Source organism: Rugosimonospora africana (genome assembly GCF_016862975.1).
Classification (GTDB): Bacteria; Actinomycetota; Actinomycetes; order Mycobacteriales; family Micromonosporaceae; genus Rugosimonospora; species Rugosimonospora africana.
The window spans coordinates 48164-69130 of the sequence record NZ_BONZ01000089.1; the positions used below are offsets into that span (position 1 = coordinate 48164).

Genomic DNA, 20967 nt, shown 5'->3' on the forward strand with positions numbered 1-20967 from the left:
CGATGTGGCCCGACGGTTAGGCCCGATGTGGCCCGACCGCTAGGGCAGGCCGACCGCCCGCAGGCCGCGCCGCCGCTGCTGGATGATGACCGCGACGACGAGCAGGAAGCCCTGGGCGATGTCCTGCCAGAACGAGTTGACGTTCAGGATGGTCAGCCCGTTCTGGAGCACACCCAGCAGCACGACGGCCAGGATGGTGCCGGTGATGGTGCCCTTGCCACCCTGCATCGCCACGCCACCGAGCGCGGCGGCGGTGATCGCCTGCAACTCCAGGCCCTGGCTGCCGGATGTCGGCTGACCGGAACCGGTCCGCGCGGTCAGCAGCACACCGGCGACCGCCGCGACCAGCCCGGCAGCGATGTAGCACCCGACGACGTACCGGTTGAGGTTGATGCCGGCGAGCCGGGCGGCGGTGGCGTTGCCGCCCATCGCGTAGATGTTGCGGCCGATGTCGGTGTACCGCAGCATCAGGTGCACGGCCAGGGCGAGGATCACCAGGATCCAGATCAGTGTCGGGATGCCGGCGATCGAGCCCCGGGCCAGGAACACGAACGTCGAGTCGGTGCCGGTGTAGCCCTGCGCCCGGCCGTTGGAGATGAGGTTGGCCAGGCCGCGGAACCCGGCGTACGTGGCCAGCGTCGCGATGACCGCGTTCACCCGCCCGTACACGATGACCAGGCCGTTGAAGACGCCGGTCGCGACGCCGGTGACGAGCGCGACCAGGATGCCGATCGCGGCACTGTGGGTGGACATGAACACCATCGCGGAGACCACCGACGCCAGGCCGGCGGCCGACCCGACCGAGATGTCCAGCCCGCCGAGCAGCATGACCACGGTCTGCACGACCGCGAGCAGGCCGACGACGGTGACCGCGGTGCCGATCGTCTCGATGTTGGTCACCAGGAAGAACTTGCTGTTCTGCGCGCCGATGATGGCCACGAGCACGGCGAGCGCGATGACCAGGCTGATGTTCTGGACGCCGACCGCGCGCAGCAGCCGGCGGGGCCAGCCCGGCCGGGCCGGCGGGGCGGGCTCGCTCTGCTCGGCGGTCTGGTCCGCGACGGTGGAAGTCATCGGGTCGCTCCATCGGTGGTGAGATCGCCGGCCATGGCCAGCGCGAGTACGCGTTCCTCGGTCGCCTCCGAGCGGTCCAGCTCGCCGGTCACCCGCCCGCCCTGCATCACCGCGATGCGGTCGGACAGGCCGAGAATCTCGGGCAGCTCGGAGGAGATGACGATGACCGCGATGCCGTCCGCGGTCAGTTGGTTGATGACGGCGTAGATCTCGGCCTTGGCGCCGACGTCCACGCCGCGGGTCGGCTCGTCCAGGATCAGCACCCGGGGCCGGCGCGCCAGCCAGCGGGCCAGCACGACCTTCTGCTGGTTGCCGCCGGACAGCGAGGAGACGACCTGCTCGATGTCGGGGGTGCGGATGCGCAACTGACCGGTGTACCGCTGGGCCACCGCGCGCTCCTCGCCGCGACGCACGACGCGGGCGACGCGGATCCGGTCGAGGATCGCCAGGGAGATGTTGTCCCGCACCGAGCGCTGCATGAGCAGTGCCTGTGCCTTGCGCTCCTCGGGCGCGAAGCCGATCCCGGCCCGGATCGCGTCGCGGGGCCCGGAGATGCGCACCGGGTTGCCATCGACGAGGATCTCGCCCGCGTGCACCGGCGTGCTGCCCACGATCGCGTGGGCCAGCTCGGACCGGCCGGCGCCGACCAGCCCGGCGATTCCGAGCACTTCGCCGCCGTACACCTCGAGGTCGATGTCGTGGACGTCGTCGTTGGACAGTCCGCGGACGGTCAGCGCGGGCGTGCCGGTCGGCCGGGGGCGCCGCTCGCGGACGAACATGTCGGTCAGGTCCCGCCCGACCATCATGCGTACCAGCCGGGCCTCGTCGGTCTCCGCGGTCGTCACGGTGCCCACCAGCGCGCCGTCGCGCAGCACGGTGACCCGGTCGCTGATCTGGAAGATCTCGTTCATCCGGTGTGACACGTAGATGACCGCGACGCCCTCGTCCCGCAGTTGGCGGATGAGCCGGAAAAGGACCTCGACCTCGGTGTCCGACAGCGAGGAGGTGGGCTCGTCGAACGCGATCACCCGAACGGATTCGGTGAGCGCGCGCAGGATCTCCACCAGCTGCCGCTGCGCCGGGGACAGCTCGCTGCCCAGGGCGTCCGGGTCCAGCGCCGAAGTGAAGCCGTACCGTGCCAGGTCGGCGACCACCCTGGCGCGCAGCGCGGCCCGGGTGAACCGGTGGCCCCGCGCGGGCAGCGCGCCCACGTAGATGTTCTCGGCCACCGAGACGTGCGGGATGATCTCCGGCTCCTGGTAGATGATGCGTACCCCGGCCCGGTGCGCGTCGCGCGGCGAGGAGAAGCTGACCCGCTCGCCGTCGATCGACAACGTGCCCGAGTCCGGCCGGTGCGCACCGGCCAGGATCTTCAGCAGCGTCGACTTGCCGGCGCCGTTCTCGCCGAGCAGGGCCATGACCTCGCCGCCGTACGCCTGTAGCTGGACGGCGCGCAGCGCCTGGACGCCAGCGAACCTCTTGGACAGCTCCGTGGCGGCCAGGCGCGGCGCCGCTGCCGCGTCCGAGGACATCAGCTGCATTCCACGCCGGCGGACTGCCAGTTGCTCGAGTCCACGATCGCGGTGCTGGCGATCGTCTTGGGCGGCAGCGTCTTGCCGTTGCGCAGCTGGTCGACCAGGACCTGGACGGCCGAGGCGCCGACCGAGCGGCCGTCGATGAACAGCGCGGCCTTGTTGCCGCTCTTGGTCCCGGCCTTCCAGTCCTTGCAGGTCAGGTACGCGCCGAGCCCGACACCGATGATGTTGTCCGGCGACACCTGGTGGTTCTGCAGAGCCGTGACACCGCCGGTCTCGTTCTCGTCGTTGCAGCCCCACACCACCCAGTGCTTCACGCCCGGGTTCGCGGTCAGCACGGCGGCCGTCTTGTTCTGGGCGTCCACCACGGAGTTGTCGGTGCCGACCTTCACGACCGGCGGCAGGGAGCCGGCGCCGGTGGTGAAGCCGGCCTCCTCGCCCTGCTCACGCTGCTGGCAGTCGGACAGGCCCTGCTGGTACAGCGCGAGCACCTTGGTGTCGGCGGGCGTCCAGCCGGCCTGCTTGTACAGCTTGGCCGCCTCCTGGCCGACCGAGGTGCCCATCTGCACGCTGTCGAAGCCGACGAACGGCGCCGCGCTGCCGGAGCCGGACGAGATCGGGTCGTCCGACGCGACCAGCGGGATTTTAGCCCCGTTGGCGGCGTCGATGACCTGCGGCCCGATCTTCTGGTCGGGTACCACGATGGCGATGCCGTCGACCTGCTGCCCGACCTCGGTGCTCATCGCGCTGATCGCCTTGTTGGAGTCGGTGCCCAGGTCGACGACCTTGATCGACACGTTGCCCAGCTTGCCGGCCTCGGCCTTCGCGCCCGCGGCCTCGTCGACGAAGTACTGCTGGTCGCCCTGCTTCTGCAGGTACGCGATGGTGAGCGGACCGCTCTTGGTGGCCTGCTGGCCACCGGTCGACGCCGAGGTGGTCTTGCCCGACGAGCACGCGGTGAGCGCACCGGCGGCCACGAGCAGTGCGAGCCCGGCGAGGGCTGCGCGGCGAGGCGACGGGAACATGGACGACTGCCCTTCTTCGCTGTCACGGTTCAGGTTTATGTCCGGCACGGCGGGATGTTCTCCGGCCGGGTTGGTGTGCGTGGGACGGTGCGGTACTCGAGGCAACCGCTCGCCGCGATGTCCGCGCCCGCCCTGCCGGGCATGCGCGCAGGGGCGACGATCGGCACCCGGCCATCCTGGGATGGTCGCCGGCCGCCCGTCAAGATGTAGTCATATTTAATTTCCATTGCTAGGGTCGGCTGGCGCGGCGCGCGGGAGTGTCCGTCCCCGGGACGGGTCACCCTGGGCGCATCGCGTCGCACCGAACGACACAGGAGGTTGCCGGGTGGAGCAGACCGGACGATTCGCCGGGCGTACCGCCCTGGTCACCGGTGCCGCGCGGGGTATCGGCGCCGCCACCGCCCGCCGGTTGGCCGCCGAGTCGGCCCGCGTGGTCCTCGTCGACCTGGCCGGCGAGGAGGGCGAGACGGAGGCGGAGCGGATCCGCGCCAGCGGCGGAGACGCCGAGTTCTACCCGTGCGACGTCGCGTCGGCACCGGACTGGGACCGCCTCGCCGGGCACGTGCGCGACACCTACGGGCGCCTAGACGTGCTGCACAGCAACGCGGCGACGACGGTGGTCAAGCCGGCGCACGAGTTGACCGAGGACGAGTGGGACCGGCAGCTCGCGGTGAACCTGAAGGCCGCCTGGCTGGCCATGCGCGCGTTCGCCGGCATGCTCACCGAGGCCGGTGGCGCGGTGGTGCTCACCTCGTCGGTACACGCGCTGGTCGGCCTGCCCGGCCACCCGGCGTACGCCGCGACCAAGGGGGCGCTGACCTCGCTGGGTCGCCAGCTCGCGGTGGAGTACGGGCCGGCGGTCCGGGTGAACACGGTGCTGCCCGGTCCGATCCTGACCGCCGCCTGGGACCGGGTCACCGAGGACGACCGGTCGCGCAGCGTCGCCGAGACGGTCGCCAAACGCTTCGGCCGGCCGGAGGAGGTCGCCGCGGCGGTGGCGTTCCTGGCTTCGCCGGAGGCGTCGTACGTGACCGGCGCGACGCTCGTCGTGGACGGCGGGTGGAGCGTGTTCAAGGCTTCCGCGTGAGCGGAGCCGGAGCCGGTGTTTGGCGGAGGCGAGCACACGCTCACGCAACGCCGCGTGAGCGGAGCCGGAGCCGGTGTTTGGCGGAGGCGAGCACACGCTCACGCAGCACAGCCTGGGCCGGTTCGTGGCGGAGGCGAGCACGGCCGCACTGCTTCAGACGCGGTCTGAGTGGGAGAGATACGGGGTTGGCATGAGAATCACCGCGATGGAGACCTTCCTGGTCCCGCCGCGCTGGCTGTTCCTGCGGATCGCGACCGACGAGGGCATCGTCGGCTGGGGCGAGCCGGTGGTCGAGGGGCGGGCGGACACCGTGCGGGCCGCGGTCGCCGAGCTGTCCGACTACCTGATCGGCCAGGATCCGCTGCGCATCGAGGACCACTGGCAGGTGCTGACGAAGGGCGGCTTCTACCGGGGCGGCCCGGTGCTGTCCAGCGCCGTCGCCGGCATCGACCAGGCGTTGTGGGACATTGCCGGCAAGGCGTACGGGCAGCCGGTACACGCCCTGCTCGGCGGCCCGGTACGGGACCGGGTACGGGTGTACGCCTGGATCGGCGGCGACAGCCCCGGGGAGGTCGCCGAGCTCACCCGGGCGCAGGTCGAGGCCGGGTTCACCGCAGTGAAGATGAACGGCTCCGGGCAGGTGGGTCCGATCGACACGCCGGCCCGCACGGCCGAGGTGGTCGCCCGGGTCGCCGCCGTGCGCGAGGTGCTCGGCGCCGACCGGGACGTGGCGGTGGACTTCCACGGGCGGATGTCCCTGGCGATGTCGCGTCGCGTGCTGCCCCTGCTGGAGCCGCTGCACCCGCTGTTCGTGGAGGAGCCGGTGCTGCCCGAGTACTCCGCCGACCTGGACCGGCTGGTGGCGGCCACCAGCGTCCCGCTGGCACTCGGCGAGCGGCTGTTCTCCCGCTGGGACTTCCGGGAGGTGCTGCGCTCCGGGATCGCGGTGGCGCAGCCGGACCTGTCCCACGCCGGCGGTATCTCGGAGGTGCGGCGGATCGCCAGCATGGCCGAGGCGTACGACGTGAGCCTCGCCCCGCACTGCCCGCTCGGCCCGATCGCGCTCGCGGCGAGCCTGCAGATCGCGTTCGCGGTGCCCAACTTCCTCATCCAGGAACAGAGCCTGGGCATCCACTACCACAGCGGCAGCGAGTTGCTGGACTACCTGGTCGACACCGAGCCGTTCCGGTTCGTGGCCGGCCACGCCGCCCGGCCGGCCGGGCCGGGGCTGGGCATCGAGGTCGACGAGGCGGCGGTGCGCCGCGCGGCGCAGGTCGGGCACCGGTGGCGCAACCCGGTCTGGCGGCGTCCGGACGGCTCGTTCGCCGAGTGGTGAGACGGGCGGGCGGTGACGCTGGCCGCGCCGGTCCACCCCCGGGCCGGCCGGTGCGCCGCCCCGCGTCGGCGGTCAGCCGGCCGCGGAGTCGCCGGAATTCCGGGCGCCGGAATTCCGGGCGTGCGGGCCAGCCTCGCCGCCGGCCGCGTGCGCGAGGTCGGTGCTCGCCTGCTCCAGCAGGGACTCCACGGCCGCCGCCGCGCCGGCCGGGTCCCCCGCCGCGACCGCGTCGAGGACCGCGCGGTGTGCCGGTACCGCGTCCGGCCACCGCTCGCCCGAGTGCACGATCCGGTCCCGCTCGCGCAGCCCGGCCTCGACGACCACCTCCAGGCGGCCCATCAGCTCGTTGTGCGCGGCGGCCAGCAGCGCTCGGTGGAAGCGCAGGTCGGCCTCGATGACGGCGGACGCGTCGGCGCCGGGTTCGGCCAGGACGGCGAGTGCCTCGCGCATCGCGGCCAGGTCCGCCTCGGTGCGGCGCGTCGCCGCCAGCCGCGCGCCGGCCGGCTCGATGATGGCGCGGACCTCCGCCAGGTCGGCCAGGAACCGCCGGTCCGGTGCCCCTCGGCGCTGCCAGCGCAGCAGGCTCGCGTCCAGCAGGCTCCACTCGGAACGGGGCCGGACGAACGTCCCGCGCTTGGGCCGGGAGTCGACCAGGCCCTTGGAGGCGAGTACCCGCAGCGCCTCGCGGACCACGGTCTTGCTCACGTCGAGTTCGCGTTCGAGCTCGTCGGGATGCACGGTCTGGCCCGGAGCGTAGGTGCCGTCGAGGATCCGCCCGCCGATGGTCTCGACGATGTGTCCGTGCAGTCCGCGCCCCGAATAGGCGGCCATCGGCGACTCCTCGTGTTCGCGACCGGCGCCTCGCCGAGCGCCGGCATGCCGGCCGGTCGTCGGCGCATTAATTATGCAAAAATCTTGACGGAGGCGCCAGGCATCAAGACGATGTGCTCCATGCGATCGTCCCTTGCCGGCGCAGCCGCCGGCATCACGCTGTTGCTCGGGCTGGCCGCCGCGCCAGCCAACGCGGCGCCCGCGGTGGCGGCCGGTTCCCCCGCCGGCGGTTCGCGTCCGGCATCCGTCACCCCGGCCGCGACGACGGCCATCAACGACCTCGCCCGCACCCCGTACCTGGGCTGGAACACCTACTACGGCCTCGGCTCGGCATACGACGAGGCGACCATCGAGAGCGAAACCGACGCGATCGTCGACCGTGGCCTCGCGGCCGCCGGGTACCAGTACGTGTGGCTCGACGGCGGCTGGTGGTCCGGCACCCGGGACGCCCAGGGAAACATCACCGTCGACTCCGCGCAGTGGCCGTCCGGCATGAAGGCGGTCGCCGACTACATCCACGCCAGGGGCCTGAAGGCGGGCATCTACACCGACGCCGGCAAGGACGGCTGCGGCGGCGCCAACCAGGGCAGCTACGGCCACTACCAGCAGGATGTGAACCAGTTCGCCGGTTGGGGCTTCGACGCGGTGAAGGTGGACTTCTGCGGCGGTACCAACCTGCGCCTGGCGCCCGCCACCGCCTACGGCCAGTTCCGCGACGCCCTGCTGGCCAACAGCAGCCACCGGCCGATGCTGTTCAACATCTGCAACCCGTTCACCCCGGGCGCGGCGGGCGACAACTACCCGCCGGTGGAGTTGTCGGTCTACTCGTCGTACACCTTCGGACCCACCACCGGAAACTCGTGGCGTACCGACACCGACGCCGGCTTCGTCCACAGTGTCCAGTGGTCGGACGTGCTGCGGAACCTCGACGACGACGCCAAGCACCCGGAGGCGGCCGGCCCCGGCCACTGGAACGATCCGGACTACCTGGGACCGGAGCTGGGCATGACCGCCGCGCAGGCGCAGGCCCAGTTCACCATGTGGTCGGTGCTCGCCGCACCGCTCATCGTCGGCAGCGACGTGCGCAGCCTCTCGGCCGCGACCGTCGCGATGCTGACGAACCCGGACGTGCTCGCCGTCGACCAGGACCGGCTCGGCGTCCAGGGCACCCGGGTCTCCGCACCCGGCCAGGGCGAGGTGTGGGTCCGGCCGCTGGCGGGTGGCGACCGGGCGGTCGCGCTGCTCAACCGGGGCAGCACACCGTTGACGGTCACCACCTCGGCCGCCGCCGTGGGGCTGGGCGACACGGCACGGTACACAGTGGACGACCTGTGGGCGCACACCAGCACGGAGAGCGCCGGCACCATCCGGGCCACCGTACCGGCCGGCAGCGCGGTGCTGTACCGCGTCTCGGCCGGTGGCGGCCAGCACCTGGCGCCGGCCACCGCGCTGAGCGCGCCGACCGTGCCGGCCACCCCCGGCTGGGGCGGCAATCTGGTGCTGCCCGGCACATCCAGCACCGTCACCGCCACGTTCGCCAACGACGGTCGCGACCCGGCCACCGGGGTGGGGCTCACGCTGTCCGTGCCGGACGGCTGGACCGGCGGCGGATCCACGGGCGGCGGCACGGTACGCGCCAACGGCCACGCGACGAGTACCTGGCAGGTGACCGTACCGGCCGGCACGCTGCCGGGCACGTACCCGCTCACGGTCACCGCCGACTACCGGTGGGGCGGGTACCAGACCGGCCAGCGCACCGGTCAGGTACGGGTACAGGTGCCGTCGACGCCGCCGGCCGGCGCCGGTCAGCTGAGCGACCAACCGTGGCTGGACGCGAGCAGTGGCTGGCAGGTCGCGGCACCCGACACCAGCGTCGGCGGGAACCCCATTACCCTGGGCGGCACCGGGTACCCGAAGGGACTGGGCGTCGCCTCACCATCCACAGTGGACTACTATCTCGGCGGCAACTGCACGAGCCTGTCCGGCACGGTGGGCATCGACGACGCGGTGAACAACGTCGACCAGCAGGGCGGCACCGCGACGTTCACGGTGTCCGGCGACGGCCGGACCCGGTACGACAGCGGGACGGTCGACCGCACCGCGGCGCACCCGTTCACCGTCGACCTGACCGGGGTCCGGGTGCTCACTCTGACGGTCGGGGACGCGGGTGACGGCGGGTACAACGACCGGGCCGACTGGGCCGGGCTCACCCTCGCGTGCGGGGCGGTGCCGGCCGATGGCTGGCCGTCGTTCGTCGACCGCACCGGCCTGGTCGCCACCGCCACGACCGCGCACGACGGGTACCCGGCGGCGGCCGCCGTCGACAGCCGGCTCTCCACGATCTGGCACGACGAGTTCAGCCCGCAAGCGCCCCTGCCCCAGGCCGTCACCATCGACCTCGGCCGCACGCACACGGTCGACGGGCTGACCTACCAGCCCCGGATGGACGCCTCGACCACCGGCACCATCACCGGGTACCGCATCGAGGTCAGCGCGGACGGCCAGACCTTCGCGCCGGTGTCGTCGGGCACCTGGACCGACGACCGGACGCTGAAGTCGGTGGCGTTCGCGCCCGTCCAGGGCCGGTACGTCCGCCTGGTCGCGACGGCGGGCGACGGCGGGTACGCCTCGGCCGCCGAGATCCGGGTGCGCCAGACGCAGTGACGCGGACGATCCCGCCGGGTGGCCCGGCCACCGTCCGGCGGGATCGACGCGGCCCGCCGCCGTCCGGTCGGATCGGCGCACCCGGCGCCACCGCCCGGCGGTTCGCGCCCCATGCCCCGCACCGCACGCCCCGCACCGCACGCCCCACACAGCCGCGGCGCGCACCAGCGGCGCCCGCGCCGGCCGTGGTCAGTACGATGGCCTGCGACCGGGGATGACGTGATCGGGAGGCGACGCCTCCTTCGGGGACACGCCTTCCGGGAGGGAGCAGCGCTCACATGGCGACAGAGGCACCGCGGCACGACCCGGCACCGGCGGCCGGGGCGAGCGCCGACCTGGGCGGCCTGCTGCGGATCGCCGACCCGGCGGCCTACGACGTGCGGACGCTGTGGACGGGCCCGCGCCGGTTCGGGTTCCTCACCGCGCCGTTCGGGTTCGATCCGCACGGGCGCCCGGTGGTTCTGGACATCGCGGACGCGGCGGACGGCGGCATGGGACCGCACGGGCTGTGCGCCGGCGCGAGCGGGTCGGGCAAGTCCGAACTGCTGCGCACGCTGGTCCTCACCCTCGCCATGACCCACGCGCCCGACCGGTTGACATTCTTTCTGGTCGACAACACCGGCAGCGGCACCTTCGGCGCGCTGGACCGGCTGCCGCACCTGGCCGGGCGGGTGGAGCGCCTCAGCGAAAACCCGGACCAGATCGACCGGCTGTGCGCGGTGCTGCGGGCCGAGGCCGGCCGGCGCGACCGGGCGCTGCGCGAGGCCGGGGACCTGGCGGACATCACCGAGTACGACCGCCGGAGCGCGGCCGGGCAGCCGCTGGCCGCGCTGCCCCGGCTGCTGGTGGCCATCGACGAGTTCGACGAGCTGGCCGTCGCCTGGCCAGCCCTGCTCGACCTGTGCACCGACATCGGTCGCGCCGGCGGCCGGCTCGGCATCCACCTGCTGCTCGCCGCGCACCGCGCGAACGAGGGTCAGCTCCGCCACCTGGGGCCCACGCTGCGGTACCGGCTGGGGCTGCGCACCTTCGACCCGTACGAGAGCCAGGCGCTCCTCGGCGTACCGGACGCCGCCGCGCTGCCCGACCTGCCCGGCTCGGGTCTGCTGCGCTCCGGCGCGGGCCGGCTCGACCGGTTCCGGGCCGTACCAGTCTCCGGGCCGTACCGGCCTTCCGCCGCCGAGCCGGCGCGGGACAGCGACCCAACGCGGCACAGCGACGCGGCGCGGGACAGCGACCCGGCGCGGGAAAGCGACCCGGCGCCCACCACGCTGGACGTCGTGGTCCGCAGGCTGCGGCAGCACGCCGGCCCGGCACCGCAACTCTGGCTGCCGCCGCTGCCCGCCGCGCTGCCGCTCGACGCGGTCACCGGGCCGGCGATGGCTCTGGCGGGGCGCGGCCTGGTGGTGGTACCGCCGAGCGGCCACGCCGGTCCCCTGCGCATCCCGGTGGGGATAGTCGACCGGCCGACGCTACCGCGGCAGGACCCGTTCGTGCTCGACCTGTCCGGCGGGCCGGCCTCCACCGGGCACCTGTGCGTGCTGGGTGCGCGGGAGGCCGGCAAGTCCACCCTGCTGTGCACGCTCGTCGCCGCGACCGCGCTCACCCACGCTCCGCGCGACGTCCGGTTCGCCTGCGTCGACGGGTCCGACGGGGCGCTCGCACCGCTGGCCGGGCTGCCGCACGTAGCGGGCGTCGCCGGGCGGCACCAGCAGGACCGGGTGCGTGAGGTCGCCGGCTGGGTCGGCGCGACGCTCGCCGACCGGGAGAAGCTCTTCGCCGACCGGGGGATCGACTCCGTCGCGGCGCTGCGGCGCCTGCGCCGCGAGGGCGCGTTGGCGGACCTGCCCGCCACCGACGTCGTACTCGTCATCGACGACTTCGCCGCGTTCGCCGCCGATTTCCCGGACCTTCTCGACATCGTGTACCGGATCGGGGCGCGCGGCCGGGAGCACGGGGTTCACCTGGTGCTGGCCGCCGGGCGGCCGGGCGAGCTACCCGAGGGGCTGCGCGCCGTGGCCGGCGGCCCGATCGAGCTGACCCTGCACGATCCCGGAGACTCCACCGTCGACGCGCGCGCCTCGGCGCTCCTGCCGATGGACACCCCGGGCCGCTGCCTGATCGCCGGCCCGCTGTACGCGCAGATCGCCCTGCCGCGGGTCGACGGTGGCGCCGGCGCGCGGGACGCCCGACGTGGACTGGACGAACTGGTCTCGGCGATGGCCGGGCGGGCATAGCGAACCGTAATCACTCTGGCTCGATTGCGTGATAACCGCGGGACGCAAACCCTCTCCCATTCGCGCGCGACAGGCAACGCTGCAACAGGCAACGCTGCAACAGGCAACGCTGCAACAGGCAACGGCGGGGAGCCGGTCGCGGTGACCGGCTCCCCGCCGCGTGGTGGTGGTCACCTCGGTACGACGGCCACCAGTTGGCGGAGCGGTCCGCGCGGGTTCAGCCGTACCCGCAGCCGCCGCTGCCTCGCCAGCTTCGTCGCGACCAGTACCGTGGCCAGCGCCGGCACCGTGCCGGCCAGCAGCATCCCGGCCCGTGGCCCCAGGTACTGGTCGATCGCGCCGACCAGCGGGCCGCCGAGCGCTCCACTGCCGAAGAACACCAGCAGGTACACGCCCATCACCCGACCGCGTACCGTGTCGTGCGCCGCGATCTGGACCATCGAGTTGGCCGACGTCAGCAACAGCAACGTCGCCGCGCCGACCCCGGCCAGGACCAGGCAGTAACTCCACTCGTTCGGAGCGCTGGCCGCGATCAGGTCCAGCGCCGCCAGCGTGAGGCCGATGGCGACCAGGCCCCGCAGTCTGGTCCGGGCCCGGCGCGCCGACATCAGCGCACCGCTGAGCGAGCCGACCGCGGCGACCGTGCTGAGCAGGCTGTAACCGCTGGAGCCGGAGTGGAACACGGACCTGGCGTATGCCGCCAGGGTGACCGGCAGGTTGATGGTGAACAGGCCGAACACGCCGACCAGGACGGTCGGCCACAGCATGTGCGGCCGGCTGGTCAGGTATCGCAGGCCATCGCTCAACCGTCGCTGGGGCAGCCCGGCCCGGGGCGGCCGCACCAGGTCGGCGGTGCGCAGCAGCAGGAGTGCGGTGATCGGCGCGAGATAGGTGGTCGCGTTGACCGCGAACGCGTACCCCGGTCCGACCAGCCGGATGAGCACGCCGCTGACCGCGGGGCCGATCAGGCCCGCGACCTGGAAGATCGACGAGTTGAGGCTGATCGCGTTGCGTAGTTGCGCCGGGCCCACCAACTCGTTGACGAACGACTGGCGCGCGGGATTGTCGACCGCGGTGAACATGCCGAGGCAGAACGCGACGACGAACACGTGCCACGCCCGTACCTGGTGGGTCAGGGTCAGGCAGGCCAGCACGGCGGCCATCGACGCCATCCCGGTCTGTGTCACCAGCAGGATGCGGTGCTTGGGAAAGCGGTCGGAGACCAGGCCGCCGACCATGCCGAACAGCATCGTCGGCAGGAACTGCAGGGCGGTGGTGACACCGACCGCGGCCGCGCTGCCGGTGATGGTCAGCACCAGCCAGTCCTGGGCGATGCGTTGCACCCAACCGCCGGTGTTGGCGATGAGGGTGCCCGAGGCGAACAGCCGGTAGTTGCGCACCCGTAGCGACGCGAACATGCCGGCGGTACGGCCCGTCGGCGCTGTCACTGGCACGGAATCCGGCGCGGGTACCGGCGCGGCAGCGGTTCGCGGGGCTCGCGGATCGAGAGTGGGTGGGATCGGGGCCGGTGGAATCGATGTGGTTGGCAGGACCGGCGTGGGTTGAGCGGGGATCGACGTCGCGGGAATCGACACTGTGCGGATCGACGCCGTGCGGATCGACGCTGCGGTTCTCTGTGGGTCGGCGGCTGGCTCGGCGGACGGGATTGCTTCGGCGGTGGCCGGCGCGGTGCTCAACAGGCATCCAAACCTAGTGGATTTCAACCAGTCCGGCTCGGCGCGTCTGACGCCGCGCCACGACCTGGACCGGTCGCGTGTGCGGCTCCTATCCTGATCGATCGCACGTCATACCCAAAGCGAATTGATCATATTAGTGTGATAGCGGATCGCAATAGAAGGGACGCACGGTGTACGACCCCGAGCAGTTGCGCACGTTCCTCGCGGTGGCCCAGTCGCTGAGTTTCACCCAGGCCGCCGCGTCGCTGGGCATCCGGCAACCGACCGTCAGCCAACACATCCGCAAGCTGGAACAGGCCGTGGGCCGGCCGCTGTTCATCCGCGACACGCGCACCGTCACGCTGACCGCCGACGGCGAGATGATGGCCGGCTTCGCGCGGTCGATCCTCGCCGCGTACGAGCCGGCGGTCGGATACTTCACCGGCTCCGGACTCACCGGCCGGCTGCGCTTCGGCGTGACCGACGACCTGGCACTCACCTCGGTACCGAAGATCCTGCGTGACTTCCAGCAGTTGTATCCGCGCATCGCCCTGGAGCTGACCGTCTCGCAGAGCGTCACCCTCTCCCGCCGCGTCGAGTCGGGACATCTCGACGTCGCGTTCGTCAAATACAACACCGGCGAGCGGCACGGCAGGCTGGTGCGGCGCGACCGGCTGGTGTGGGCCGGGGTCGAGGGCACCCGGGTGCAGTTCGACCGCCCGGTGCCGCTGATCGTCTACCAGGCGCCGAGCCTCAGCCGGTCCACCGGCGTGCAGGCGCTGGAGGAAGCCGGCATCGCCTACCGCGTCACCTGCACCGTCCGGGGCGTCAACGGCGTGCTCGCCGCCGTCAGGGCCGGGCTGGGCATCGCCATCTTCGCCCGCAGCCTCGTCCCCGAGGACCTGGTCGAGCTGCCGCCCACCTCGGGACTGCCGGAGCTGGGCGAGATCGACCTGGTTCTGCTGACGAACCCGCGGGCGGCGACCGGCGCGGTCGACGCGCTCACCGCGGCGATCCTGGCCAGCGGCAACCCGACCCGGCGGGTCGGGCGCTGAGCCACGTCGTCCGCCGCGTCCCGCGCGGGGTAGGCGCGGGCGTCCGCGCGCCGTTTCCCGGGCCGACACGTGCCCGCATACTCATTCCGGGAGCTCGTTCAATGCGGCTCTCTAGGTTCACCGCCATGCCTGGTTGTGATTTCACCCGCCGCGACTTGTTGCGCTGGACGGCGTACGCCGCCGCTGCCGCTCCCCTGGCCCTGGCCGACCCCACCGCCGCCTCCGCCTCGACCGGCCGGGGTAGCGCCGCCGACGTGAGGCCGGTGAACCTCGAACTGGTCACGCTCGCCGAGGACCACGCGGTGATCACCTGGTACACCGGCCGGGCCGGCACGGATGACGGCCTCGGAAGGATGGTTCCGGTTCCGGCCGACGGTGAGGTCGCCTACGGCACGCACCCGTCCCGGCTGAACCGGGTCGCTCACGGGCTCTCCGGGCACACCCCGTACCACTACGTCGAACTGACTGGCCTTGAGCCCGGTCAGACCTATTACTACCAGGCCAGGTCCAATGGACAGGCCGCCGCGCCGACACCGTTCACGCTGATCGCGGGGAACGCCGTCGGCACGTCCACGTACGGGTTCGGCACCGGCGGCCCGTACTCCTTCACCACGCCGCAGCCGCCCCGGGGCAAGTACCTGTTCTCCGTCGTGCTGTGCAACGACCTGCACCTGGGCGAGACCCAGGCTGGGTTGGTCGGCGGCCAGCCGCAGTACATCGGCATCAGCCAGGAACCCGGCCTGCCGCCGTATCCGGAGGTCATGCTCGAGTCGCTGGTGCAGGACGTCGCCCGGTTCACGCCGTCCTACCTGCTGGCCGCGGGCGACATCTCCGCCGAGGCGGTACCCACGGACCTGAGCCGGGCGGGGCAGCTGCTGTCCCGGTTCGGCCGGTACCGCGAGGACTACTTCGTCACGCGCGGGAACCACGACCGGGCGCACACCGGCGACGCGTACGCCGCCTGCCGGGTCGGCCAGTGGCAGGGCAACGACTGTTTCCACGACGTGTACTTCCCCGGCGACCAGCCGACCTACTTCTCCCGCGACCTGTCCGGCCTGCACGTCATCGGACTGGACACGTACGACAAGGCGGGCGGCGGCGGCGACGCGGGCGGCATGTCGCCGGCTCAGCTCGACTGGTTCCGGGCCGACCTGAACAGGCACCGGGACCAGCCGACGCTGGTGTTCGGGCACCACCCGCTGGTCGTGCAGGACTCGGCGTTCCCCGGCAGCCCGAGCAACGCACTGGACGCCACCCAGGCGGCGACGGTCCTCGACTGGTACGCCAAGACTCCCGGCGTCTTCCTGCACCACGCCGGTCACACCCACCGCAACCACCGTACGGTCAGCCCGTCCGCGCCCCGGGTCACGCACCAGGAGGTGGCGGCGGCCAAGGAGTACCCGGGTGGGTTTTCGATCCTGCGGCTGTACACCGGCGGCTACGCGCTGAACTTCTACAAGTCGCGCGGCGACCTCGCCCGGCAGTGGAGCGAGCGCAGCCGCCAGGAGATCCTGGGTTACTGGCCGCAGTTCGCCTTCGGCAACACGGTCGCCGACCGCAACAGCGTCGCCGCGGTGGACCTCTCCGGCCTGCGCCGGCCGCCCGGCCACCGGGGCTGAGGCCGCGAACGCGCCGCGACACCCGGGCGGCTGACCGTCGGGCCGCCCGGGCCGGCGCTGGTCAGGCCGGCGCTGGTCAGGCCGGCGCTCGTCAGGCCGAGGCTCATCAGACCGAGGCTCATGAGGCCGGGGCGGGGCTCCTCACGCCGCCCGGGCCGGCACGAAGCGGTGCTGGCCGAGCATCTGATAGGTGAGCTTCCACAGCTGCTCGACCGCGCTGTCGGTGTCCACCAGGGGTGCCGGCGTGGCCGGCGACAACCCCTCGTAGTACGCGCCGTTGAGCACCTCGACCTCGGGCCAGCAGAGCCGTGCCAGCACCGCGGCGGCCTCGTCGACCGGGCCGCCGACCTGGTTGTAGATGGACAGCAGGCCGGTCTTGACGATGCCCGGGTGCACGCTCACCGCGGTCACGTCGACCTGGTTCCACGCCATCGCCCGGGCGAACATGGTCAGCGTCAGCTTCGACTGCGCGTACGCGGCCAGCGGCGCGTAGAACCTCCGGCGCTGCGGGTCCGACCAGTCGATGCTGCCGGTGCGGTGCAGGCCGGAGGAGACCGCGACCATCCGCCCCCGGGCTGCGCGCAGCCGCGGCGTGAGCAGGCGGGTCAGCAGGTACGGGGCGAGGTAGTTGACCTGGAACGTCAGCTCGTAGCCGTCCGGCGTGACGGTACGGCGCTTCGGCCCCGCGACTCCCGCGTTGTTGACCAGGACATCGAGGCGGTCGAACCTGCCGGACACCTCCCGGGCCATCGCGGCCACGTCGGCGAGGCGGCCGAAGTCGGCCGCGACGGCGTAGACACGATCCCCGTCGGCGCCCCCGGCGACCAGTTGGTCGGCGGCGCGGCTGACCAACTGGTGGTTCGGGCCGTGAATGATGACCGTGGCGCCGAAGTCGAGGAGGTCCCGGGCGGTCGCGTACCCGATGCCGCTCGTCGCTCCGGTGACGAGGATGGTGGGAGACACAGAGCCAGACATGGTTCTTTCCAAGCGTCAGGGGTGCCGGCCAGGCCGGATCTCGGCGGCCGCGCCGCGGAGCCGGACACTCCTGGCCTCGCTGACGATTAAAGTCCGGCGGCGGGATCCGCGTCCAGATGCTGTGCGATTCTTGACGAATTCTCGACGACGAACCCGGAATTCCTTTGACATCAGGGGAATCCACCGGGCGGTGCGCGGAAAACGCGGCCACAGCGGAGAAATCTACGCGGATTTGACGCGGTGGGCCTTGCCTCGACCACCGGGAGGTGGCTTCACTGGAAACCGTTTGTTGACCGTGCGTCCACACGCAGCTGCTATCAGGGGGAGTCCTCAATGTCCTTGCCGGCAACTATTCTGCCGCCCCGCCGTGCCCGTCGCGTGCGTCCGGTCGGTGGCGGCAGGCGGGCAGCCGGGGACGGTACGACGGTGGTCGAGATCTCGATCGCGATCCACGGCGGGCCGGAGTCCAGGAAGACCGCTCGCGCACTTGCCGAGTGGCTGTCGTCCATCGCCGACGGCGACACCGGCGCGCTTGCCGTACCCCAGCGGATCGGCGCACCCGCGCTCGTGGCCGTACCCGCGCCGGCCGCCGCATCCCGGCCCGCGGCGGAACTCGTGCTATGCCCGGACCGGCGCACGGCGTCGGTCGACGGGGTGGCCATGACGCTGACCCGGCGCGAGTACGACCTCCTGCTGTTCCTCGCCGAGAACCCGCGTCAGGTCTTCTCCCGGGCCCAGTTGCTGGATCTGGTCTGGCAGCACGAAGCCACCTGCGGGGAACGCACGGTCGACGTCCACGTCCTGCGCCTGCGCCGCAAGCTGCACGGCCGGGGTCCGCTCATCACCACGGTCCGCGGCCTCGGCTACCGGCTGGACGGCGCTGACCGGCTGAGCATCGACGCCGGCTGACGGCGGCACGTCACACCAGGTCGCTACGGCTCCGGCCGGGCGTCGCGATGAGCCGACGCCGGCCGGAGCCGTTGGCTGTCACCAGTCGGCGCCGGAGCGCTGCAGGACGATCGTCGTCCACGCGCCGAGGTGGATCCGGTCCCCGGCGGCCAGCGGCACCAGCGCGTCCACCGGTACCGGAGTCGGATCGTCGTTGACGGTGGTACCGCTGGCCGAGCCCGGATCCATCAGCACCCATCCGCCGGTCGGAACGGCCAGCAGCAGAGCGTGCAGCCGGGCCACCCCGGGATCCGCCGGCCACCCGCCGAGGTCGATCTCGGGCCGGTGCGTACGGCTCCTGCCGCGCCGGCCGATCCAGGCGCGCTCGCCGTTCAGGGCGAAGTACCGCGCCGGCCAGGCCCGGGGGAACGGCACCCGGGGTGCCTCCAGGTCGCCGGTGGTGGTGGCCTTCTCGTAGTAGTCCGGATCGGCCTGCGCGATGGCGACCCATCCGGCGCGCAGGGGCACGCCGCCCGCGTCGTCGCCGGGGCTGGACGGTCCGGTCCGCTGGCGGGGCAACAGGTCGTGGCCGCAGCGTGGGCATCGCCGTCCGGAGCGTGGCTCGGCGCACACCGGGCACAGCAGGACGGCGCGCTCCACGGTCAGCTGGCCCGGCCTCGGGTGCGCCGGCACAGAGGGCGCCCAGGTCGTGAACACCCGGCCCGGGACCGGCACGCGCCGCCCGGGTACCCGACGAGCGACGCCATCCCCACCTCGTACGAACGACTCACTATCAAGTGTCACAACTACCGATTGTGCCGCCGCGCCGAAACGGTCGCCGGCTCCGTTGACGCAAAAACCACGCGTCCGCACGAGATCCTGATGCTTCCCTGACGCCGACGCGCCGTCAGCGGAACCGCGCCGTCAGCGGAACAGGAGGTTGAGACCGAGCGTCAGGATGGCCGACAGCAGGAGAGAGATGAGAATCATCACCAGGCAGCCCGGCGCTCCCCCGAGCGGGCGGATCTCGACGTTGCCGATGCGCACCATCGCCTCCTACCCCATCTCCCGCCCGCCAACCAGACGTAGGTGCATCAGCCGATCCGCGTACGCATCACTACGACGGTCCGGTATTTGACCTCGCGGGCGCGTGACATGAGCGGCTTTGTCCGCCCGGTCACCGGCTACGGTCATACGCGTGCAGCGAAACCGGTCGCGTGATGGAGGCCGGTATGGGCAGCATAGGATGCCCGCGGCCGTCACGACGAGGTGTCCGGCCGACCCCACGGCGACGTTTCACCGTACGGAGGAGCAATCCGCATGACGATGACCACCACGCCGGACGCCACGGCCGACAAACTGGACCGCGGCGTCCTCAAGGTAGCCGGAGTCGTGGTGCTCGGCGCCATCATGGCGATCCTCGACGTCACCGTGGTCAGCGTCGCGCTGCCCACGTTCCAGCGGGAGTTCCACGCGAGCTACGCCACCGTCGCGTGGACGATGACCGCGTACACGCTGGCGCTGGCCACGGTCATTCCGGTGACCGGGTGGGCCGCCGACCGGTTCGGCACCAAGCGCCTGTACCTGACGTCGATCGCGCTGTTCGTGGCCGGTTCCGCGCTGTGCAGCGCCGCCTGGGACATCGGTCCGCTGATCGCGTTCCGGACCCTGCAGGGCCTCGGCGGCGGCATGCTGATGCCGCTCGGCATGACGATCATGACGCGGGCCGCCGGCCCCGACCGCATCGGCCGGGTGATGGCCGTGCTCGGCGTACCGATGCTGCTCGGCCCGATCGGCGGCCCGATCCTCGGCGGCTGGCTCATCGAGACCGCGAGCTGGCACTGGATCTTCCTGATCAACGTACCGATCGGTGCCGTGGCGTTCCTCGCGTCGCTGCGGATCCTGCCGAAGGACCAGCCGCGCCCGTCTGAGTCCTTCGACTTCCTCGGCATGCTGCTGCTGTCCCCCGGCCTGGCCCTGTTCCTCTACGGCGTGTCCTCGATCCCGGGCGCCGGCACGGTCGCCGCCGCCAAGGTGCTCATTCCGGCACTCATCGGGCTGGCGCTGGTCGTCGGTTTCGTCGCGCACGCCCTGCGCAAGGACCACCCGCTGCTCGACCTGGGCCTGTTCGCGAACCGCAACCTGGCCGTCGCGGTCATCACGATGACCCTGTTCTCCGTCGCGTTCATGGGCAGCATGCTGCTGTTCCCGAGCTACTTCCTGCAGGTGCGCGGGCAGAGCACGCTGAACGCCGGCCTGCTGCTCGCACCGCAGGGCCTGGGCGCCATGCTCACCATGCCGGTGGCCGGCCGCCTCACCGACAAGATCGGCCCCGGCAAGCTGGTACTCGGCGGCATCGTCCTGATCGCCGCCGGCATGGGCGCGTTCACGCAGGTCACCGCGGATTCGTCGTACGTGCTGCTGCTCGGCTCGCTGTTCGTGCTCGGCATGGGAATGGGCATGACGATGATGCCGATCATGTCGGCTGCCCTGGCCAGCCTGGTCGATCACCAGATCGCCCGAGGCTCGACGATGATGAACATCGTCCAGCAGACGGCCGGCTCGATCGGCACCGCGGTCATGTCGGTCATCCTGACCAACCAGGTGCAGCACAGCCCGGCCGCGACGGTATACAGCGCGGTCACCCAGGGCCTGGTACCGGTGAAGCAGGTCGCACCGAGCCTGCTCGCCCAGGGGAGGTCCGCGCTCGCCGGGGCGTTCGGGCACACGTACCTGATCGCGTTGATCCTCATCGCGCTCTGCATCGTCCCGGCCCTGTTCCTTCCCCGTCGCAGGATCGAGAAGGCCGAGCAGCAGCCGGAGGATGTCGCCGTACCGGTGTCCATCCACTGAACCGACCCCTCCCCCGCCGGCGCAGGGTGCCGCCGGCGGGGGTCACGGTGGTCGCGCGGCGATGAAGGCAGCATCACGCGCGTCTATCAGAGAATGATCATCTCGGGTTACG

Annotated in this window: 16 protein-coding genes; 8 read left to right on the forward strand and 8 right to left on the reverse strand. The window is 72.0% G+C overall.

What is annotated here, in order from left to right:
• Positions 1-39: 39 nt before the first annotated feature.
• From Raf01_RS41215 to Raf01_RS41225, 3 genes are read right to left on the reverse strand one after another with little or no spacing between them, the layout of a single operon-like run.
• Positions 40-1074, reverse strand: coding sequence for an ABC transporter permease (locus Raf01_RS41215; protein WP_203923572.1), 1035 nt, complete (start codon positions 1072-1074; stop codon positions 40-42).
• Positions 1071-2606 carry a sugar ABC transporter ATP-binding protein gene (locus tag Raf01_RS41220; RefSeq protein ID WP_203923573.1) on the reverse strand — a complete coding sequence of 512 codons (1536 nt, stop codon included), beginning with the start codon at positions 2604-2606 and terminating at the stop codon, positions 1071-1073. Before Raf01_RS41220 ends, Raf01_RS41215 begins: the two co-directional genes overlap by 4 nt.
• On the reverse strand, positions 2606-3682 hold the full coding sequence (locus Raf01_RS41225; protein ID WP_203923574.1) for a substrate-binding domain-containing protein: 1077 nt from the start codon (positions 3680-3682) through the stop codon (positions 2606-2608). Before Raf01_RS41225 ends, Raf01_RS41220 begins: the two co-directional genes overlap by 1 nt.
• 277 nt (positions 3683-3959) lie before the next feature.
• Between Raf01_RS41225 and Raf01_RS41230 the strand changes: the two genes are divergently transcribed.
• A complete protein-coding gene (locus Raf01_RS41230) occupies positions 3960-4721 on the forward strand; it encodes an SDR family NAD(P)-dependent oxidoreductase (protein WP_203923575.1) in 762 nt (253 codons plus the stop codon).
• A 190-nt stretch (positions 4722-4911) separates the two neighbouring features.
• Positions 4912-6057 carry a galactonate dehydratase gene (gene dgoD / locus Raf01_RS41235; RefSeq protein WP_203923576.1) on the forward strand — a complete coding sequence of 382 codons (1146 nt, stop codon included), beginning with the start codon at positions 4912-4914 and terminating at the stop codon, positions 6055-6057.
• Positions 6058-6129: 72 nt separating this feature from the next.
• Here the strand turns inward: dgoD and Raf01_RS41240 are convergent, their stop codons facing one another.
• Entirely contained in the window at positions 6130-6888 is a 759-nt protein-coding gene (locus tag Raf01_RS41240) for a FadR/GntR family transcriptional regulator (RefSeq protein ID WP_203923577.1), read from the reverse strand.
• Positions 6889-7008: 120 nt separating this feature from the next.
• On the opposite strand from Raf01_RS41240, the gene Raf01_RS41245 reads away from it, so the two are divergent.
• Both Raf01_RS41245 and Raf01_RS41250 read left to right on the forward strand, forming a co-directional pair.
• On the forward strand, positions 7009-9552 hold the full coding sequence (locus tag Raf01_RS41245) for an NPCBM/NEW2 domain-containing protein (RefSeq protein WP_203923578.1): 2544 nt from the start codon (positions 7009-7011) through the stop codon (positions 9550-9552).
• A gap of 278 nt (positions 9553-9830) precedes the next feature.
• Positions 9831-11789: an FtsK/SpoIIIE domain-containing protein gene (locus Raf01_RS41250; protein WP_203923579.1), complete on the forward strand. Its 1959-nt coding sequence runs from the start codon at positions 9831-9833 to the stop codon at positions 11787-11789.
• A 170-nt stretch (positions 11790-11959) separates the two neighbouring features.
• Here Raf01_RS41250 and Raf01_RS41255 read toward each other — a convergent pair whose 3' ends face one another.
• The gene (locus Raf01_RS41255) at positions 11960-13237 is read right to left on the reverse strand and encodes an MFS transporter (RefSeq protein WP_203923580.1); all 1278 of its coding nucleotides are present in this window, start codon (positions 13235-13237) and stop codon (positions 11960-11962) included.
• A 419-nt stretch (positions 13238-13656) separates the two neighbouring features.
• Between Raf01_RS41255 and Raf01_RS41260 the strand changes: the two genes are divergently transcribed.
• The gene (locus Raf01_RS41260; RefSeq protein WP_203923581.1) at positions 13657-14520 is read left to right on the forward strand and encodes a LysR substrate-binding domain-containing protein; all 864 of its coding nucleotides are present in this window, start codon (positions 13657-13659) and stop codon (positions 14518-14520) included.
• Positions 14521-14645: 125 nt separating this feature from the next.
• The gene (locus tag Raf01_RS41265) at positions 14646-16139 is read left to right on the forward strand and encodes a purple acid phosphatase family protein (RefSeq protein ID WP_203923582.1); all 1494 of its coding nucleotides are present in this window, start codon (positions 14646-14648) and stop codon (positions 16137-16139) included.
• A 141-nt stretch (positions 16140-16280) separates the two neighbouring features.
• Here the strand turns inward: Raf01_RS41265 and Raf01_RS41270 are convergent, their stop codons facing one another.
• Entirely contained in the window at positions 16281-17114 is an 834-nt protein-coding gene (locus tag Raf01_RS41270; RefSeq protein ID WP_203923583.1) for an SDR family NAD(P)-dependent oxidoreductase, read from the reverse strand.
• A gap of 426 nt (positions 17115-17540) precedes the next feature.
• Here Raf01_RS41270 and Raf01_RS41275 point away from each other — a divergent pair, with 426 nt between their 5' ends.
• Positions 17541-18023, forward strand: a complete 483-nt coding sequence (locus Raf01_RS41275; protein WP_239134360.1) for a winged helix-turn-helix domain-containing protein — start codon at positions 17541-17543, stop codon at positions 18021-18023.
• 78 nt (positions 18024-18101) lie between these two features.
• Here Raf01_RS41275 and Raf01_RS41280 read toward each other — a convergent pair whose 3' ends face one another.
• Both Raf01_RS41280 and Raf01_RS50720 read right to left on the reverse strand, forming a co-directional pair.
• Positions 18102-18737 carry an FHA domain-containing protein gene (locus tag Raf01_RS41280; RefSeq protein WP_203923585.1) on the reverse strand — a complete coding sequence of 212 codons (636 nt, stop codon included), beginning with the start codon at positions 18735-18737 and terminating at the stop codon, positions 18102-18104.
• A gap of 189 nt (positions 18738-18926) precedes the next feature.
• A complete protein-coding gene (locus Raf01_RS50720) occupies positions 18927-19049 on the reverse strand; it encodes a hypothetical protein (RefSeq protein WP_275413164.1) in 123 nt (40 codons plus the stop codon).
• Between the two features lie 279 nt (positions 19050-19328).
• Here Raf01_RS50720 and Raf01_RS41285 point away from each other — a divergent pair, with 279 nt between their 5' ends.
• Complete coding sequence (locus Raf01_RS41285; protein WP_203923591.1) at positions 19329-20855, forward strand: DHA2 family efflux MFS transporter permease subunit; 1527 nt, start codon at positions 19329-19331, stop codon at positions 20853-20855.
• The last annotated feature ends 112 nt before the right edge of the window (positions 20856-20967 follow it).

Coding starts and splice junctions, on each gene's coding strand:
- Raf01_RS41215 (WP_203923572.1), bottom strand. CDS start 1,074: ATGACTTCCACCGTCGCGGACCAGACCGCCGAGCAGAGCGAGCCCGCC.
- Raf01_RS41220 (WP_203923573.1), bottom strand. CDS start 2,606: ATGTCCTCGGACGCGGCAGCGGCGCCGCGCCTGGCCGCCACGGAGCTG.
- dgoD (WP_203923576.1), top strand. CDS start 4,912: ATGAGAATCACCGCGATGGAGACCTTCCTGGTCCCGCCGCGCTGGCTG.
- Raf01_RS41240 (WP_203923577.1), bottom strand. CDS start 6,888: ATGGCCGCCTATTCGGGGCGCGGACTGCACGGACACATCGTCGAGACC.
- Raf01_RS41245 (WP_203923578.1), top strand. CDS start 7,009: ATGCGATCGTCCCTTGCCGGCGCAGCCGCCGGCATCACGCTGTTGCTC.
- Raf01_RS41250 (WP_203923579.1), top strand. CDS start 9,831: ATGGCGACAGAGGCACCGCGGCACGACCCGGCACCGGCGGCCGGGGCG.
- Raf01_RS41265 (WP_203923582.1), top strand. CDS start 14,646: ATGCCTGGTTGTGATTTCACCCGCCGCGACTTGTTGCGCTGGACGGCG.
- Raf01_RS41270 (WP_203923583.1), bottom strand. CDS start 17,114: ATGTCTGGCTCTGTGTCTCCCACCATCCTCGTCACCGGAGCGACGAGC.
- Raf01_RS41285 (WP_203923591.1), top strand. CDS start 19,329: ATGACCACCACGCCGGACGCCACGGCCGACAAACTGGACCGCGGCGTC.